Origin of the sequence: Aeromonas sp. QDB18, assembly GCF_027705325.1 — a bacterium.
Classification (GTDB): domain Bacteria; phylum Pseudomonadota; class Gammaproteobacteria; order Enterobacterales; family Aeromonadaceae; genus Aeromonas; species Aeromonas caviae.
Genome location: NZ_JAPDBQ010000098.1, coordinates 1 through 15,972, shown reverse-complemented (window position 1 = coordinate 15,972; position 15,972 = coordinate 1). Strand labels below are relative to the sequence as shown.

The window sequence follows — 15,972 nt, the reverse complement described above, 5'->3', positions numbered from 1 at the left end:
ACCAGCGGGGCTGACGCCCCGGCGAAATTCCCCTCCCACCTACGTCGGAGGGAGTCCCCTTTCGCATTTAAGATGGCGTGAACCTGGGCGCTGCCCAACAGGGTGAGGGTCAGGATGAGCGCGGTCTGTCTGAACATGATCAATACCTCTGGCAATGGGTCATTCGGGCTTGCCGCTCCCTGGGCGGCAAGGGGCTTGCGTTGGCGAGCTGCAGCCCTCTCTCACCATAGCAGGAGCGAAAGACGATGCCTGTATCAGCTCTGGGGGATGCGGACCTCCTTGTCGAGGTAGAGGCTGCTGTAGTGGGCGCGGTGGGTGACGAACATCACCTGATGGCGACTGCCATCGGAGAGAATGATGAAATCACCGGCCTGTGCCGGGCTTTGCAAGCGGATCTCGTGTTCGGGGGCCGTCAGCTTGTCGGCCTCCTCCCGGAAGGTGAGGGTGTAGGAATACATATGGCGCTCCACCGCAGGCTCATATACAGACACGCCTACAACTCTAGCCGCGGTGGCCGGGATCCGCGGCGCCCAAGCGGCGCCGATGGTGCAGATAATGTCAGCAACGGTGAGGCACAGGGATCAGGGACGACCACTGAGCAGGATGGCGCCGCCCAGGGTGATGAAGAGTCCGCCGGTGATGCGGCCAACGAGGCGCTCGCCGCGACCTGGCTTGAAGTAGCGACCGGCGCGCCTAGCCAGGGCGACATAGCACAGATGCACCAGGCTGACGATGGCGCAGATGGTCAGGTACATGGTGATGAACTGCAGCGTCAGCGGACTCTGGTGATCGAGGAACTGGGGCAGCAGAGCGCAGAGGAAGACGATGGTCTTGGGGTTGCTGGCGGAGACCAGAAAGGCTTCTCGCAACAAGGAGAGGGTGGTTCTGGTGCGTCCCCGAGCGGTGGAGGGAGAGAGCCCTTGGGCACCGGTATTGGCCGCGCGCAGCGCCTTGTAGCCCAGATACACCAAGTAGCCACCCCCCGCCAGCTTGAGGGCGACAAAGAGGGGAGGCAGGGTTTGCAGCAGGGGCCCACCCCCATGGCGACCAGACCGATGAGGATGGCCTGGCACCCCAGGTTGCCGAGGATGCTGACAAGGGCGGCGCGCCAGCCGTGTTGCAGACCGTTCTTGACCACCAGCAGCACATTGGGGCCAGGGGTCAGTGTCGCCAGCAGATAGGCCAGCGCAAACAGCATCCAGGTATTGGGGTTCATGAGCACATCCTTGGCGTCAAAGCAGGCATGATGCCAGCCTCTTTGACGAGTCGTCCAGCGGCGTCTCTCCCGGCCCCGAAGAGGATTCAGGGGAGGGCAATCCGGTGCAGCATGGTCTGCGGCTGGAAATGCAATAGGCAAGGATGTGTATAAAAAAATCGCATTAAGGCAGTTTTTTATGATGTGTTAAAACCGCAGATAAGCTGTCTTTTTTCTCACCGGCTAACCAATGGCGTCGCAGCATACTGATTTCACCGATATCGATGGATCGCCAATCGTAAGCGCTGCTCGTCCTGCCTCGAGCTTGTCGACTTGCAGGGTTCCTTGAAGCGCTCTTTCTTTGGTGCGAGAAAGATCACTGTTGTGGACAGAAAGATCCCCTCTACTTGGCCATATGGAACCGCAATGAATGAGGGGGGAGGATGTCACTTTTTGATGAGCGTCGAGTGCAGGATCTCTGTGCCCGCTTGCTGGCAGACACTAATAACCAGGGATATTCACTCGATAGCAAGCATGGCCGCGAGTTGAGAGATCTCCTGCAGGCTGTGGGTGGAGTCAAGCCAGTGGGACGAGGGGCTCGTCATGTGTTGACCGATGCTGGAAGGAATTATCTCGCAGCACAGCTGGCACAGGTTGCACCAGTGATGCCGGACAGGCGTGACACGATACGGGCTCTCGGGGTGGACCTGCCCGCACATCTAAACCAGGCCAGTTTTCATGCCCTCTGGCATGGGGACAGCAAGAGCGGGATAGATCCAGATAATGATGCTATCGACATCACGCTGACACAGGATGAAGTGATTCGACTTCGCACGCTGAGCCCGCTGTCACTCATCGACCAGGACGGACTGCGCCACGACATGAGGGCGCAACTGGCACTATTGGGAGAGCTGGTCTTACCGGAGCGCTGCTTGAGTAAGTTACATGGCATTGAGTGGCAGGGGCGGCAACTGGTCACGGTGGAGAACAAGGGAGCTTTCGTGGATTACCCGCTGCAAGTGGGGGAGTTGTTGCTCTATGTGCCTGGCCGCAATACCAAGTTGGCACGTCAGGTATTCCCGCTGTTGCCGGCTGCCGTACCCTGGGCCCATTTTGGCGATCTGGATCAGCGCGGATTGGATATCGCTAACGAGCTGGCCCATGCCCTTCGTCGTCCGTTGGCTCTTTGGCTACCCGACACCTTGATGGCCTATGTTCATCACTATGCCCGCACTCTGATCCGCCGTCTGGAGGGGCAACCGATCAGCAGAGGCAAGATCCCATGGGAGGAGGTCCCCGTGGTGAGTGAGCATGGCAAGCAACTGGAAGAGGTCCTTATATATCTGATCGAAAGGGGATTGTGGTTGGAACAGGAAGTATTGGTGCTAGCCGGAGGTTGGCAGTCATGGCCACTCGACGCGCCTTGCGGCCAACGCAGTAATGAAAAAACCGCCATCAGGCGGTTTTAATGGTTGTCAGCCCCTATTTCAGGGCTTTTTTCAGCTTTTTGATCTTGCTTTCGTGCTTGGCGATTTTCGCCTGGCGGGCGGCGATCTTCTTCTTGATCTCTTTCTTGCTGGCCATGGGGCGGCTCCTTGTCTCGTGGGCGCCATGGGGATCAGGGTGCCCGGGGTCTTTCCATGCGTGCCGGGAAGGCCCTCTCCGTTGGCGCACTGACAGTCAGGGGAGGGGCATACCGCGGAACTGGTTTGCAGGATAGTCCAGTTTCCCGCGAGTGCCACCCGAACGGCAGGAAACAGAGGCAACAAAAAAGCGCCCCTGGGGGCGCTTCTGGCTTGAAGGGGCGGTATCAGGCCTTCTTCAGGTAGGCGGCCACCAGCACGATCTGCATGCCGTTGACCTTGCCCTCGATGTGCAGCGGGTTGTTGGTCAGGCGAATGCCCTTGACCAGGGTGCCGCGCTTGGCGGTGAAGCCCGCGCCCTTGACGTCCAGATCCTTGATCAGGGTGACGGAGTCCCCTTCCACCAGCACGGCGCCATTGGAGTCGACGGTCGGCACGCTGTCGTCATCGTCGCTGGTCACGCCGGCGTCTGCCCAGGCCTTGACCTCGTCTTCCATGTACATCATGTCCAGCATGTCCTGGGCCCAGAGCTCGCCCCGGGCGACGAGGGCCTTCAACTGGCGCCAGGCCATCACCTGCACCGCCGGCACCTGGCTCCACATGCTGTCACCCAGGCAGCGCCAGTGGTTCACCTCCGTGGTGTCCGGCTGCTCCAGCTGGCCGCGGCAGGTGGCGCAGAGGGCCACGCTGTGGTCGTCGTCGCTGGCGGGGGAGTGCGGCACCGGGAAGGCAGTCAGCGCATGTTCTGCGCCACACAGCTCGCATTTGGCATTTGCACGGGCTTGCAGGATGGCATTGATGGTCATGATTGGGTTCCGTTTATAGGGGTAAAGCTGCTCGCCGTGGCGGGCTGCGCGAATGAGGGGCCGGAATATAGCACAAATCCCTGCTTTTTGTCAGGCTACCAGCGGCGCACAGGCGAGTGCTTTTTGACGGCAGATCGCTAGAATGAGCCTCCCTTTTTGCGCCAAAGGACAGGTTCACCGTGCTGGCCCACCGTTTTCGACAACTGGACTGCTTGCTCACCGCCGAGCGACGCTGGTGGCAATACCAGCCCTATCACCATTTGGGGATCGCCTTTGCCCGCGAGGCGCCAGCCCTTGCGAAGTGCCTGGCAGCCCTGACCCTTGACGAGATAGCGCACCTCGACGGGGACATGGATGCGCTCTGCACCCTGCTTGCCCCCTGGATCCCGGCGGGGGCCGAGTTGCAGGCCCTCGGCGAGCTTGCCCCTTTCGCCCCAGAGCCCGTCCAGTGCGCCAGGACCATGGCGATGTACATGCCGGGACGCAAGCAGGGGCAGATAGAGGCCTTCACCGGCTGCCTGCCCCCCCACCAAGGTCCCTATCTGGAGTGGTGCGCCGGCAAGGGGCATCTGGGGCGCCTGGTGTCGCTGCACCGTGGCGCGGAGATCCTTAGCCTGGAGTGGCAGGGGGCGCTCTGCGAGGAGGGGCGGCGGCTCGCCGCGCGCGACGGCGCCAACATGCGGTTCGTGGAGGCGGATGCCTTTGCCGCCGAGTCCGGGGCCCTCATCGCCCCGCACCATCACGCCATGGCGCTCCATGCCTGCGGCGATCTGCACACCCATCTGTTGACGCGGGTGGCCGAGGGGCGTGCCCAGGGGGTGACCCTCTCCCCGTGTTGCTACCACCTCATCAGAGGAGAGCACTACGCGCCCCTCTCCCGGGCCGCCAGGGCCAGTGCCCTGCGCCTTGGCAAGAGCGATTTGAAGCTGCCGCTGCAGGAGACGGTGACCGGCGGTGCCCGCATCGCCCGGCTGCGGGAGCGGGAGGTGGTGTGGCGCCTCGCCTTCGACTGCCTGCAGCGCCAGGTGCGCGGGGTGGATGAGTACCTGCCGGTGCCCAACCTGCAAAAGAGCCTGCTGACCGGGGGCTTCGAGGATTTCTGCCACTGGGCCGCCGAACGCAAGGGGATGGGCTTGCCCGCGGGGCTCGACTACGCCGCCTTGCTGGCACAGGGGGAGCGGCGCTTTGGCGATGTCGCCCGCATGGAGCTGGTGCGCCACCTGTTTCGCCGTCCCCTGGAAATCTGGCTGCTGCTCGATCGCGCCCTTTTCCTCGAGGAGCAGGGCTACCGGGTGGAGGTGGGCACCTTCTGTCCCAAACCCATGACCCCGCGCAATCTGCTGATCCGGGCGGTGCGCGCAGGGGGGATCTGAGCAAGAGTCCGGACAGGTCGGATGGCTGCGGCCGCAAGACCAGGGGCTGGATCCCCCTGCAAACGAGCGCCATCTGAGTGCAGGGAGGCATGGCTCACAATTTCGCCAAATTCTTAATTCTTGTCGTGAATTTAGTTGTCAGGATGCCTATGCTCGCCCTGACATTTTCAAGACAAGGATGGTTACCCATGTTCATGCTCACGCGTACCGCCTGCCTGGTTGCCCTCGTCTGGGCACTGCCCGGCCAGAGCGCCATGACAATCCAGCCCGATCCCCAGAACAGCGGCGGCTATGTGATGGCGGCGGCGGATCTTGCCAGTGCGGCCCAGGCCAAGACCGCCAACCTCATGTACGGGATCTGGTCCCACGCCCTGGCCACCCGGCCCAATTCGGTGGTGGAGGCCATCGTGGCACGCGCCCCCGGCAACCCGGACAACGTCAAGCGGGTCGAGCGGGTCTTCACCGAATCGGACTGGGAGTTCCTGACCCAGATGGCCGCCCCGGAGTACACCTACGAGCGCTTCCTGCGGGCGGTGGGCAAGTTCCCCGCCTTCTGCGGCGACTACACGGACGGGCGCAATGCGGACGCCATCTGCAAGAAGTCCATCATCACCGCCTTCGCCCACTTTGCCCAGGAGACCGGCGGCCACATTGCCAAGGAGAATGTCTCCGACAACCCCCTTGGGCTGGAGGAGTGGCAATAGGCCCTGGTGCACGTGCGGGAGATGGGTTGGTCTGAGGGGCAGACCGGCTACACCACGGGGTGTGGCCAGAGTGACTGGCAGAACCGGCGCTGGCCCTGCAGCACCGGTCAGGGCTATTTCGGTCGCGGCGCCAAGCAGCTCTCCTACCACTTCAACTACGGCGCCTTCTCCGAGGCCATGTTCGACGGCGACGCCACCGTGCTCCTCAACAACCCCGGGCTGGTGGCGGACTCCTGGCTCAACCTCGCCTCCGCCATCTGGTTCTTCCTGACGCCCCAGGCTCCCAAACCCGCCATGCTGCACGTCATCGACCGGACCTGGGTGCCCTCCCAGCGTGAGCTGGCGGCGGGCATCGGCTACGGCTTTGGCACCACCATCAACATCATCAACGGTGGCATCGAGGTGCGGCGAGCAGAACAAGAACAAGGGCCAGCCGGTCAACCGCATCCGCTACTGGGAGGGGCTTGCGGCCCACTACGGGATCCCGCTGCTGGCGGACGAGAAGAACACCTGCTGGCAGCAGATCCCCTATGGCAGCCTCAACCTCAACGGCGCCACCGACGTGCTCTACACCAACTGGGACGGCAACTGGAAATACTACCCGGACAGACCCGGCGGCTACTCCTTCGAGTGTGATCTGGTGGGGTACCAGACCGCCTATTCGGCCCTGGTGCCGGGGGATTACGAGAAGTGCGTGACCAACTTCTACGGCTCCCACGCCAGCTGGCCCAAGGTACGGGTGGTGGCCACGCTGGATCCGGCCCCGGTCGACCCCGGCACGCCACTGGTGGACGGGGTACCGGCCTGGGAGGCAGGCAAGGTCTACACCGCGGGCAACAAGGTGAGCCACAAGGGGATCATCTATCAGGCCAAGTGGTGGACCCAGGGCAACGAGCCGGGCAAGGGCGACCCCTGGGCACCGGTGACCTGAGAGTCAGTACAAGCGCAAGCACCCCGGGGAGGCCGCGCGCCTCCCTTGTTGATTGCCGCGCTGGCTTGCTGCGCCTCTTTTGGCACTGATAGCCTGCGGGTTCACACCGAGGGAGGATGACCATGAACATCGCCATTCATTTTGAAATTCCGGTACAGGATATGGAGAGAGCCATCCGCTTCTATGAGGGAGTCTTCGAGACGGTGCTGGAGCGGGTGCAGATCGATGGCAACGAGATGGCGCTCTTTCCCCTGGAAAGTGGCACGGCGGGCTGCTCCGGCGCCCTGGCGAAGGGGGAGAGCTATGTGCCGAGTCTGGATGGCACCCGGATCTATCTGCGGGTGCCTGACATCGAGGGGGCCATGGCCCGGGCACTGGCATCGGGCGGGGCCTGTCTCTATCCCGTCACCCGGGTCGGGGAGAGCCTCCGGGTGGCGGAGTGTCGGGATTGCGAGGGGAATCGCATCGCCTTGCAGGAGGGAACCTGACCATTATTTATCCGGTGCATGGGGTGTGTTGAGTCATTCACTCGATGAATAAAGAGGGGGATTTTCCCGCTCCGGGAGCCTCAGCCCCGCGGTGAGGCTCCGGAATGGTCAGTTGCCGCCCCCCGGATCCCGTGCTACTTCATCTGGTGCGGCAAGAAGGCGAGCACCCGTTCGCCCGGTCTGTCGCCCCAACTCTCAGGAGGCATCATGGAAGGACATTGTCTGTGTGGCGGGATCACTGTGTCGAGCGGCGATCACAAGGAGGTCAACCTGTGTCACTGCGCCATGTGCCGGCGCTGGTCAGGGGGACCCATGTTCGCGGTGCACGGGGGCAAGGGCGTACGGTTCACCGGGATGGCCCCGGTGGCCTACCGCTCGTCGGAGTGGGCGGAGCGCGGATTCTGCCCCACCTGCGGCACCCATCTTTTCTACCATCTGTTGCCGACGGACGAGTACATCCTCTCCGCCGGCCTGTTTCAGGATCAGGGGTTCGAGCTCACCGGGCAGATCTTCATCGACGAGAAGCCCGACTTCTATGCCCTCAAGAACGACACCCCGACCCTGACCGGACAGCAGGTGTTCGAGCAGTTCGCCCCCAAACCCTGAGCCTGTACTCACCCCGAGGAGAAGCCATCATGGATGAACAACCGAAGGTGAAGGGGCCTGCCTCCTATTTTCCCGCCATCGAGCAGAAATACGGCCGGCCCATCGCCCACTGGCTGACCCTGCTGGCAGGGCGGGAGGAGCGCAAACACATGGCCCTGGTGGCCTGGCTCAAGGACGAACACGCCATGGGTCACGGCCATGCCAATGCCCTGGTGGCCCACTTTTTGGCGCAGCCCGATGCGCCCGGCGTGGCATGACAGTGCCACAGTGCAAAACGTGCAGGAAAGCCAGAGGAGCAGAGAGATGAAGATAAGCGTCAGCGTCTGGGTTGCCAGGCCGATTGCCGATGTGTGGCAGGGCTGGAACACCCCCGCCAGCATCATGGCGTGGAACGCCGCCTCCCCGCAGTGGCACTGCCCCCAAAGCCGGGTGGATCTGCGGGTGGGTGGGCGTTTTTGCCACCACATGGCGGCGCGGGATGGCAGCACGGGGTTTGATTTCGAGGGGACCTTCACCGAGGTCACCGCGCCGACGGGGCTCGGCTACGTCATGGACGATGGCCGCGAGGTGAGCGTGCGGTTCGTGGCAGAGCAGGGGGGCACCCGGGTGGAGGAGCGGTTCGATGCCGAGTCCCTGCACAGCGGCGAACAGCAGCGGGCGGGGTGGCAGAGCATCCTGGATAACTTCAAGCGACATATGGAAGCCGCCAGCTGACCCCTGTGGGGCGCCATAAAAAACCACCGCAAGCTGGCGGTGGTTTTTTTATGGCGTTCGCCCGGGGCGGGGCGGGGCGGGGAAGGGGGTCACTCCTCGATGTCCAGCAGCACCAGGATGGCGCTCTCGCCCCCCCACTCCCGCGGCGCCTGGTGAAAGGCGCGCACAGCGGGGTGCTGGGCCAGCCAGCTCGGGATGCGCTGCTTGAGGATGTGCTTGCCGATGCCGTGCATCACCGAAGCGACGTGGATGTTCTCTTTTCGGCACAGGGTGAGCAGGGCCGCCAGCTCCTGCTTGGCCTGGTGCTGGTTCATGCCGTGCAGATCCAGATAAATCTCCGGCGGGTAGCTGCCGCGCTTGAGCTTTTTCAGCTCGAATTTTGACACGTCGTCGCGCACGTAACGGGTCGGCCCGTCCGCCTCGAGATGGGGCTGGTACTCGTCGCTGAAAAAGTGGTCAACCCCAAGCTTTTCGCGGCTCTCGCGCACTTCGCGTTTCTGCTTGACCGGGCTTGAGGAGGCCCTTATGGTATCTTGCTTAATTTTCCGGGTACCTTTGACAGCATCACGAAACAGCAGGCTTTCCTCGTCTGTGAGTGAGGGCGTATTTTTCATCAGGTACTCGTCTTGCTCGCTGTATAAAATTCTCGGGCCGGATATTACTCGACTTGGAGGTGGATTTGGACAAGATATTTATCGATGAGGTGGTTGCCGAAATGCACACCATCCAGGACATGTTGCGCTGGGCCATGAGTCGTTTCAACGACGCCGGGATCTTCTACGGACATGGTACCGACAACGCCTGGGATGAGGCCGTGCAACTGGTGCTGCCCGCGTTACATCTGCCGCCGGACGTGGATCCCGCCATGCGCCACTCCCGCCTGACCACCAGCGAGCGCCACCGCATCGCTGAGCTCATCATCCGCCGCGTGCAGGAGCGCATTCCGGCGCCTTACCTGACCAACAAGGCCTGGTATGCGGGCTGGGAATTCTACGTGGACGAACGGGTGCTCATTCCGCGCTCCCCCATCGCCGAGATGGTGGCCAACCGCTTCGCCCCCTTCCTGAAAGACGAACCGACCCGGATCATGGACCTGTGCACCGGCTCCGGCTGCATCGCCATCATCATGGCCCACGAGTTCCCCCATGCGGAAGTGGATGCCATCGACATCAGCGTCGATGCCCTCAACGTGGCCGAGCGCAACATCAACGATCACGGGCTGGAGCAGCAGGTTATCCCCATTCGCTCCGATCTGTTCCGGGATCTGCCGGCCGGTGACAAGTACGATCTCATCGTCTCCAACCCGCCCTATGTGGACTCCGAGGACATGTCGGATCTGCCGGAGGAGTTTCGCCACGAGCCGGAGCTGGCCCTGGCGTCGGGCTCCGACGGCCTCAAGCTCACCAAACGTCTGCTGGCCAATGCCGCCGACTTCCTGAAAGAGGATGGCGTGCTGGTGGTCGAGGTGGGCAACAGCATGATCCACCTGGAAGCCCAGTTCCCCGAGGTGCCCTTCACCTGGGTCCAGTTCGAAAACGGCGGCCACGGCGTCTTTGTGATGACCCGCGCAGAGCTCGAGCAGTACCAGGCCCATTTCGCCATTTACAAGAACTAAGCAGCAAGGAGCATTCATGGCAGGGAACAGTTTCGGCCAACTCTTTCGGGTCACCACTTTCGGCGAGAGCCACGGTCTGGCGCTGGGCGCCGTGGTCGACGGCTGCCCGCCGGGGCTGGAGATAAGCGAAGACGATTTGCAGGGGGATCTGGACAGGCGCAAGCCCGGTACGTCCCGCTACACCACTCAGCGCCGCGAGGCGGACGAGGTGAAGATCCTCTCCGGGGTGTTCGAGGGCAAGACCACGGGCACCTCCATCGGGCTGCTCATCGAGAACACCGATCAGCGCTCCAAGGACTACTCCGAGATCAAGGATCTGTTCCGACCCGGCCACGCCGACTACACCTATCACCAGAAGTACGGCCAGCGTGACTACCGTGGCGGCGGCCGCTCCTCGGCCCGCGAGACCGCCATGCGGGTCGCGGCGGGCGCCATCGCCAAGAAGTACCTGAAACAGGTGCACGGCATCGAGATCGTGGGTTTTCTCTCCCAGCTCGGCCCCATCAAGGCGGAAGGGTTCGACGAGAGCCAGATCGAGCAGAACCCCTTCTTCTTCCCCGATGCGGGCAAGCTGGAGGCGCTCGATGAATACATGCGTGCCCTCAAGAAAGAGGGAAACAGCGTGGGGGCCAAGGTGTGCGTCGTGGCGCGCAACGTGCCGGTAGGCCTAGGGGAGCCGGTGTTCGACCGCCTCGACGCCGACATCGCCCACGCCATGATGGGCATCAACGCGGTGAAAGGGGTGGAGATCGGTGACGGCTTCGCGGTGGTGGAGCAAAAAGGCTCGGAGCACCGGGACGAGATGACTCCGACCGGCTTTGCCAGCAATCATGCGGGGGGCATCCTGGGGGGCATTTCGTCGGGTCAGGAGATCGTGGTGAGCATGGCCCTCAAGCCTACCTCCAGCATCACGGTGCCGGGCAAGACCATCACCACCAGCGGTGAGGCCACCGAGATGATCACCAAGGGGCGTCACGACCCCTGCGTCGGCATCCGTGCCGTGCCCATCGCCGAGGCCATGCTGGCCCTGGTGCTGATGGATCACCTGCTGCGCCACCGCGCCCAGAACCAGGGCGTGCACACCCAGACCCCGCAGCTGCGCTGATCACGCTGCGGGCCAGGTGAGTGATCACCAGATACCACAAGGCGACCCCAGGGTCGCCTTTTTCATGGTTTTTTGCCGGCGTCGGCGTCAGGGGGCCGATGGCGTCGAGAGCGATGGGTGCCGGGTTGCGTCCAGGCGGCAGCGGGGCGGCGCAAAGGCGGGATCCGGTGAGGGCAGGGTGGCGATGGCGGCATCGATGCGGGCGAGCGCCTCATCGTTCACGGCCTTTTTGGCAAACATCAGGCGCACCGGCTGCTGGTGCAAGAGCACCTGACACTGGATGGCATTGCTCGCCCCGAGCTGGTAGCGGGCGTATTGCCACTCCATGATGACGCCGTCGAGGCGGCGCGCCAGCAAGAGGGTGAGCAGCCTGTCATCGCTGTTGTATTCACTCGCCTGCCCGAGGGCAGGGCACTCCTCGTTCATCGGCAGGGGGCGGGTACCCCGCAGCTTGCCAAGTCGAAGCCCCTTGGCCTGGCAGAGGGTTGCCAGCGCGGTGAACCCTTGCCAGCCGTCGGGCTCCCCGGCCTGCGGGCGCTGGCTCAGCAGCACGAAGCTGGCGCGCCGATAGGGGGCGGAGAAGCGGGCGAACCGCTCCCGCTCGGGGGTTTTCAGGGCGCCCATGGCCACGTCCAGCTGCTGGCGCTCCATGAGGTAGAGGGCCCGGGCCCAGGGTAGGTTGCGAAAGGCGGGCTCAACGCCTGCCTTGCCCAGGATCTGGCGGGTCAGGGTCACGTCCAGTCCGCCGAGGGTGCCGTCGGCAGCGATCTGGCTGAAAGGGGGCCAGTGGCTCCAGGCCACCGACAGGGTCTCCCTGGCGACGAGGGGCGGGGCGAAGAGCAGGGGCAAGACGAGGCCCAGCATGCGCCGGGCGGTGGGGGTGAACTTCCGTTTCAATCAAAACCTCCTGTTCCGTGTATCGCGCCGTCCCCGGCAGGCTGTGCAGGGGCTTTGATACATACGGCGATTCGGGCCATTTTGTCCTGCCTTTGTCGCTATTTCCAGCCGCGCTGGGAGGTGCATCACATTTTCCTCGTCTAAGTGCGCCAACTCCGTTAGACTGCGCCTCTATTCTTTCCCCTTTGCTCTGCTCCCCGGGGAAATCGTTGTTTTCTCTATAGGCCCGGATCCTGTGAGATGGCATCGGCTCAGCAGAGGAGCCCCACCACGATCTTTGGCGCCCCTATCCCTAGCAGGTAACTATGAGTTTTACTTCCCTCGGTCTGGCCGAACCCTTGTTGCGTGCCGTTGCCGAGCAAGGCTACGACACCCCGTCTCCCATTCAGCAACAAGCGATCCCGGCGGTACTGGCTGGCCGTGATCTGATGGCCGCCGCCCAGACCGGGACCGGCAAGACCGCAGGTTTTACCCTGCCGATGCTGCAGCGTCTGACTGAAAGCAAGCGCAAGGTCTCCCCGAACCGCATCCGTGCCCTGGTGCTGACCCCGACCCGCGAGCTTGCCGCCCAGGTGGGCGAGAGCGTGCGCAACTACGGCAAACACCTGCCGATCCGCAGCCACGTGGTATTTGGCGGCGTGAGCATCAACCCGCAGATGATGGCGACCCGCCGTGGTCTGGACGTGCTGGTGGCCTGCCCGGGCCGCCTGATGGATCTCTACAACCAGAACGCCGTCAAGTTCGATGAAGTGGAGATCCTGGTACTGGACGAAGCGGATCGCATGCTCGACATGGGCTTTATCCGCGACATCCGCCGTATTCTGGCCCTGCTGCCGAAGAAGCGCCAGAACCTGCTGTTCTCTGCCACCTTCGCCGACGAAATTCGCGAGCTGGCCACCGGTCTGCTGGACAACCCGGCGGTGATCGAAGTGACCCCGCGCAACAGCACCGCCGAGCGCATCGAGCAGCTGGTACACCCCTGTGACAAGGCCAACAAGATTGCCCTGCTGAGCCATCTGGTCACCAGCAACGACTGGCAGCAGGTGCTGGTGTTCACCCGTACCAAGCACATGGCCAACCGCGTTGCCGAGACCCTCGACAAGAATGGCGTCAGCGCCGCCGCCATCCACGGCAACAAGAGCCAGGGTGCCCGTACCCGTGCCCTGGCCGGTTTCAAGGATGGCAGCGTCAAGGTGCTGGTGGCGACCGACATCGCCGCCCGTGGTCTGGACATCGACAAACTGCCGCAGGTGGTCAACTTCGAGCTGCCGAACGTGGCGGAAGATTACGTGCACCGTATCGGCCGTACCGGTCGTGCCGGCGCTGCCGGTCACGCCATCTCCCTGGTCGCGGCCGATGAAGGCAAGCTCATCAAGGCCATCGAGCGTCTGACCAAGCAGAACATTCCGTGCGAGCAGGTGGCCGGTTTTGAAGCCTCCCGCGAGACCCTCGACAACATCGCCCGTGGCATCGGCGCGCCGCTTCGCAAAGAGCCGCGCGATCCGAGCGAGCAGCGCCGTGCGCCGCGTCCGCAAGGTCAGGGCCAGCGTCAGGGTGCCGGTCGTTCTGCCAACGGTGGCAATGGCGGTGGTAATCGCTCCGGCAACGGTGGCAAGCCCAAGCCCCAGGGCAGTCAGCGTCCGGAAGGCGGCACTGGCAAACCGGCCCAGGCCCGTCGTCCCCGTCGCGCCAGCCACAACCAGTAAGCGGCCAGGGAGCCAGGCACCCCGGCTGTTCGGTTGATACAAAAAGCCCCGCCAATCTGGCGGGGCTTTTTTTGTCCTGGTAGACGCTATTCACCGTAGAGGCGAATTTCCAGTACATGGGTGATGGCCTCGCCGCTCCAGTGGTACTCCAGATGACGGGCGTGGTCCACCCGGCTGACCAGACGGGGGCGATAGAGCACGTGACAGTCGTGACCGGGGTGGCGCACCGAGCGGTAGTGGATGCCGTCCGCCCCAGCAACCTTCTGCTCCCGGGCGAAGGCCTGGGCGGGGCCGTAATCGGTGGCGTGATAGAGGGGGCCTGGCAAAAACGCCGGGCCCGTGATGTCGATGAGGCTGGCGCTGAACTGCGCCTGGATCACCCGCATCTGCACCTTCTGGGCCGGCTCCCGGGTGTACCCGAAGATCCGCTCCCTGTGGTAGACCGTCTCCTTGATGCCGGTGTCGAGGGAAGGGGCACAATAGTAGCCGCCAAAGTCCCCCGTGGTGAAACGGGCACCCTCGGGATTGAGGTGGGTGAAGGCGGCCATCACATAGCTGCCGCCGGGCAGCCCCACCAGCCAGTCTTCCCTGGGCACCCGCATCAGCTCGCCCGCCTCTTCCCTCAGTCTGTCGTTGGTCAGCGCCTCGACGGCCCAGACCGCCTCCAGCTCGTCGGCGGTAGCGACGTCTTCATAGAGGCAGATGGGGGGAAAGCGGCTCGGAATGATGCGATAGGCGCAGGCATTGTGGAAGGTGCGCAAGGGTGGGGAGGACATCAGGCCATCTCCCCGCGCCAGGCGTGCAGCCGGGTGGCCACTTCGTAGAGATCGGCCACCCGCCCACCCTGCATGACCTCCATGGCGCTACGCCCGGCGAAGAAGGGGTGGCTGTTGGGTTTGCGCACCCAGCCATAGATGCTCTCATCCAGGCTGAACAGCAGCCGCAGGCTCTTGTGGATGTTGAGTAGATAGCTCATCCGCTCCTGGAGATCGGCGCTCAGCCGAATACCGCCGCTGGCCTCCTTGTACTTGTTCAGGGTGGAGCGGGAGGTAATGCCAAGCAGCCTGAGCTGTTCATCCGTGCTGCACTGCCATTTGTCCAGGATGCGAAACACCACGGGCAGGGCCTTGCTGGGATCGACGGCGGGCTGTTGCCGGGGAAGAGATGCGGTGGCGACCATGTTGCCTCCCGGGTTGGCGTGCCAGACGGGCACGGGATCATGGGTTGTCTGCTAAGCAGTGTAGGGCAGGGGCGCAGTCATGTACATATCTATACATGGTTGCACTCAAATGTTCATTGTTGGATGGGCTTCGCGAGGAGGGGCGCGGGTCGGCCAAGTGAGCCCGTACCAATGACACGCCCCGCCAACTGGGTTGGCGGGGCGTGTCTCTTTGCGGCGTTTCTGTTTGTCGGGTCGAGGAGATCAGAGGGCGGGCAGCAGCCCCATGCTGACGCTGACCTGTACCCCGACGATGAGTACCCCCATGGCACCGGCCAGACCCAGAGCCAGCACGCCACCCGGGACGCGGTAGTGGTCTGCTTCGGCCTGCTTGCGGCTCTGCCACACCAGGGCCACCGGCAGCAGCACCGCCAGCACCGCCAGCGCAATGGCGGCGTAACCCAGCGCCATGATGAAGCCTTGCGGGAAGTAGAGGGCGAACAGCAGGGGCGGCACGAAGGTGATGAGGCCGGTCTGGGTGCGGCCCTGCCAGTTGTCCTTGCGACGGGTCACCTTGGCCATGAAGTCGAACAGTCCCAGGGTCACCCCGAGGAAGGAGGTGGCGAGCGCGAGATCCGCGAACAGATGCATCGCCTGGTTGAAGGCGGGCCAGCTCACCAGGCCGCCGACGTTGGCCAGCAGGCTGTCCAGGGCGCCGCCGGTCTGGATCAGGGATTGCTGACCCAGCAGCCCCAGTATGGCGATCTGCCACAGCACGTAGAGCACGAGCGGCAAGGCGGAGCCCCACACGAAGACTCGGCGCAACTGCCTGGGGTTGTCCCCGAGGTAGAGCATGACGCTCGGGATGGAGCCGTGGAAGCCGAAGGAGGTGAAGATGACCGGCAGGCCCGCCAGCAGCAAGCCTTCCCCGAGGGGCATGGAGAGCAGGTGCTGCCCCTGGGCGCGGGGCAGCAGCAGCGCCAGCACCGCCACCATGATCACCAGCTTCACGGGGCCTTGTTGCACAATTCCAAAGCAGGACAGCAGTCTCTCAGGCGCCGATTTCGCTCAGTTGACCTGTTGTCGTACA

At 63.5% G+C, this 15,972-nt stretch carries 15 protein-coding genes and 3 pseudogenes; 10 read left to right on the top strand and 8 right to left on the bottom strand.

Features of this window, described 5'->3' with window-relative positions; genetic code table 11:
- Positions 1–254: 254 nt before the first annotated feature.
- A complete protein-coding gene (locus OKC30_RS14505) occupies positions 255–458 on the bottom strand; it encodes a hypothetical protein (protein ID WP_270666664.1) in 204 nt (67 codons plus the stop codon).
- 123 nt (positions 459–581) lie between these two features.
- Positions 582–1,198: pseudogene (locus OKC30_RS14500) on the bottom strand (LysE family translocator).
- 440 nt (positions 1,199–1,638) lie between these two features.
- Here OKC30_RS14500 and OKC30_RS14495 point away from each other — a divergent pair.
- Entirely contained in the window at positions 1,639–2,664 is a 1,026-nt protein-coding gene (locus OKC30_RS14495) for a Wadjet anti-phage system protein JetD domain-containing protein (protein ID WP_049636773.1), read from the top strand.
- A 341-nt stretch (positions 2,665–3,005) separates the two neighbouring features.
- Here OKC30_RS14495 and OKC30_RS14490 read toward each other — a convergent pair whose 3' ends face one another.
- On the bottom strand, positions 3,006–3,584 hold the full coding sequence (locus OKC30_RS14490) for a PhnA domain-containing protein (RefSeq protein ID WP_039040739.1): 579 nt from the start codon (positions 3,582–3,584) through the stop codon (positions 3,006–3,008).
- Positions 3,585–3,763: 179 nt separating this feature from the next.
- On the opposite strand from OKC30_RS14490, the gene OKC30_RS14485 reads away from it, so the two are divergent.
- From OKC30_RS14485 to OKC30_RS14460, 6 genes and pseudogenes are all read left to right on the top strand, one after another.
- Positions 3,764–4,957, top strand: coding sequence for a methyltransferase (locus OKC30_RS14485; protein WP_049636771.1), 1,194 nt, complete (start codon positions 3,764–3,766; stop codon positions 4,955–4,957).
- A gap of 188 nt (positions 4,958–5,145) precedes the next feature.
- Positions 5,146–6,592: pseudogene (locus tag OKC30_RS14480) on the top strand (chitinase).
- 122 nt (positions 6,593–6,714) lie between these two features.
- The gene (locus OKC30_RS14475) at positions 6,715–7,080 is read left to right on the top strand and encodes a VOC family protein (protein WP_160837624.1); all 366 of its coding nucleotides are present in this window, start codon (positions 6,715–6,717) and stop codon (positions 7,078–7,080) included.
- Positions 7,081–7,287: 207 nt separating this feature from the next.
- Complete coding sequence (locus OKC30_RS14470) at positions 7,288–7,686, top strand: GFA family protein (RefSeq protein ID WP_041211468.1); 399 nt, start codon at positions 7,288–7,290, stop codon at positions 7,684–7,686.
- Positions 7,687–7,715: 29 nt separating this feature from the next.
- The gene (locus OKC30_RS14465) at positions 7,716–7,943 is read left to right on the top strand and encodes a DUF4287 domain-containing protein (protein WP_160837629.1); all 228 of its coding nucleotides are present in this window, start codon (positions 7,716–7,718) and stop codon (positions 7,941–7,943) included.
- A gap of 46 nt (positions 7,944–7,989) precedes the next feature.
- Positions 7,990–8,400, top strand: a complete 411-nt coding sequence (locus tag OKC30_RS14460; RefSeq protein ID WP_041211466.1) for an SRPBCC domain-containing protein — start codon at positions 7,990–7,992, stop codon at positions 8,398–8,400.
- Between the two features lie 89 nt (positions 8,401–8,489).
- On the opposite strand, the gene smrB is transcribed toward OKC30_RS14460, so the two are convergent.
- Positions 8,490–9,014, bottom strand: a complete 525-nt coding sequence (smrB, locus tag OKC30_RS14455) for an endonuclease SmrB (RefSeq protein ID WP_049636766.1) — start codon at positions 9,012–9,014, stop codon at positions 8,490–8,492.
- 65 nt (positions 9,015–9,079) lie between these two features.
- On the opposite strand from smrB, the gene prmB reads away from it, so the two are divergent.
- The gene (gene prmB, locus OKC30_RS14450) at positions 9,080–10,015 is read left to right on the top strand and encodes a 50S ribosomal protein L3 N(5)-glutamine methyltransferase (RefSeq protein ID WP_160837633.1); all 936 of its coding nucleotides are present in this window, start codon (positions 9,080–9,082) and stop codon (positions 10,013–10,015) included.
- Positions 10,016–10,031: 16 nt separating this feature from the next.
- Entirely contained in the window at positions 10,032–11,120 is a 1,089-nt protein-coding gene (aroC, locus tag OKC30_RS14445; RefSeq protein ID WP_042017130.1) for a chorismate synthase, read from the top strand.
- A gap of 87 nt (positions 11,121–11,207) precedes the next feature.
- Here aroC and OKC30_RS14440 read toward each other — a convergent pair whose 3' ends face one another.
- Positions 11,208–12,017 (bottom strand): substrate-binding periplasmic protein, encoded by an 810-nt coding sequence (locus OKC30_RS14440; protein WP_160837635.1) that lies wholly within the window; start codon positions 12,015–12,017, stop codon positions 11,208–11,210.
- Between the two features lie 305 nt (positions 12,018–12,322).
- On the opposite strand from OKC30_RS14440, the gene OKC30_RS14435 reads away from it, so the two are divergent.
- On the top strand, positions 12,323–13,723 hold the full coding sequence (locus OKC30_RS14435; RefSeq protein WP_270666666.1) for a DEAD/DEAH box helicase: 1,401 nt from the start codon (positions 12,323–12,325) through the stop codon (positions 13,721–13,723).
- Positions 13,724–13,809: 86 nt separating this feature from the next.
- Here OKC30_RS14435 and OKC30_RS14430 read toward each other — a convergent pair whose 3' ends face one another.
- The 3 genes and pseudogenes from OKC30_RS14430 to OKC30_RS14420 form a co-directional block, all read right to left on the bottom strand.
- Positions 13,810–14,499 (bottom strand): RES family NAD+ phosphorylase, encoded by a 690-nt coding sequence (locus OKC30_RS14430; protein WP_042017126.1) that lies wholly within the window; start codon positions 14,497–14,499, stop codon positions 13,810–13,812.
- Positions 14,499–14,903 carry an antitoxin Xre-like helix-turn-helix domain-containing protein gene (locus OKC30_RS14425; protein ID WP_041211580.1) on the bottom strand — a complete coding sequence of 135 codons (405 nt, stop codon included), beginning with the start codon at positions 14,901–14,903 and terminating at the stop codon, positions 14,499–14,501. Before OKC30_RS14425 ends, OKC30_RS14430 begins: the two co-directional genes overlap by 1 nt.
- Before the next feature lie 243 nt (positions 14,904–15,146).
- Positions 15,147–15,893, bottom strand: a pseudogene (locus tag OKC30_RS14420) (aromatic amino acid transport family protein); the annotation flags it as partial.
- Positions 15,894–15,972 lie beyond the last annotated feature (79 nt).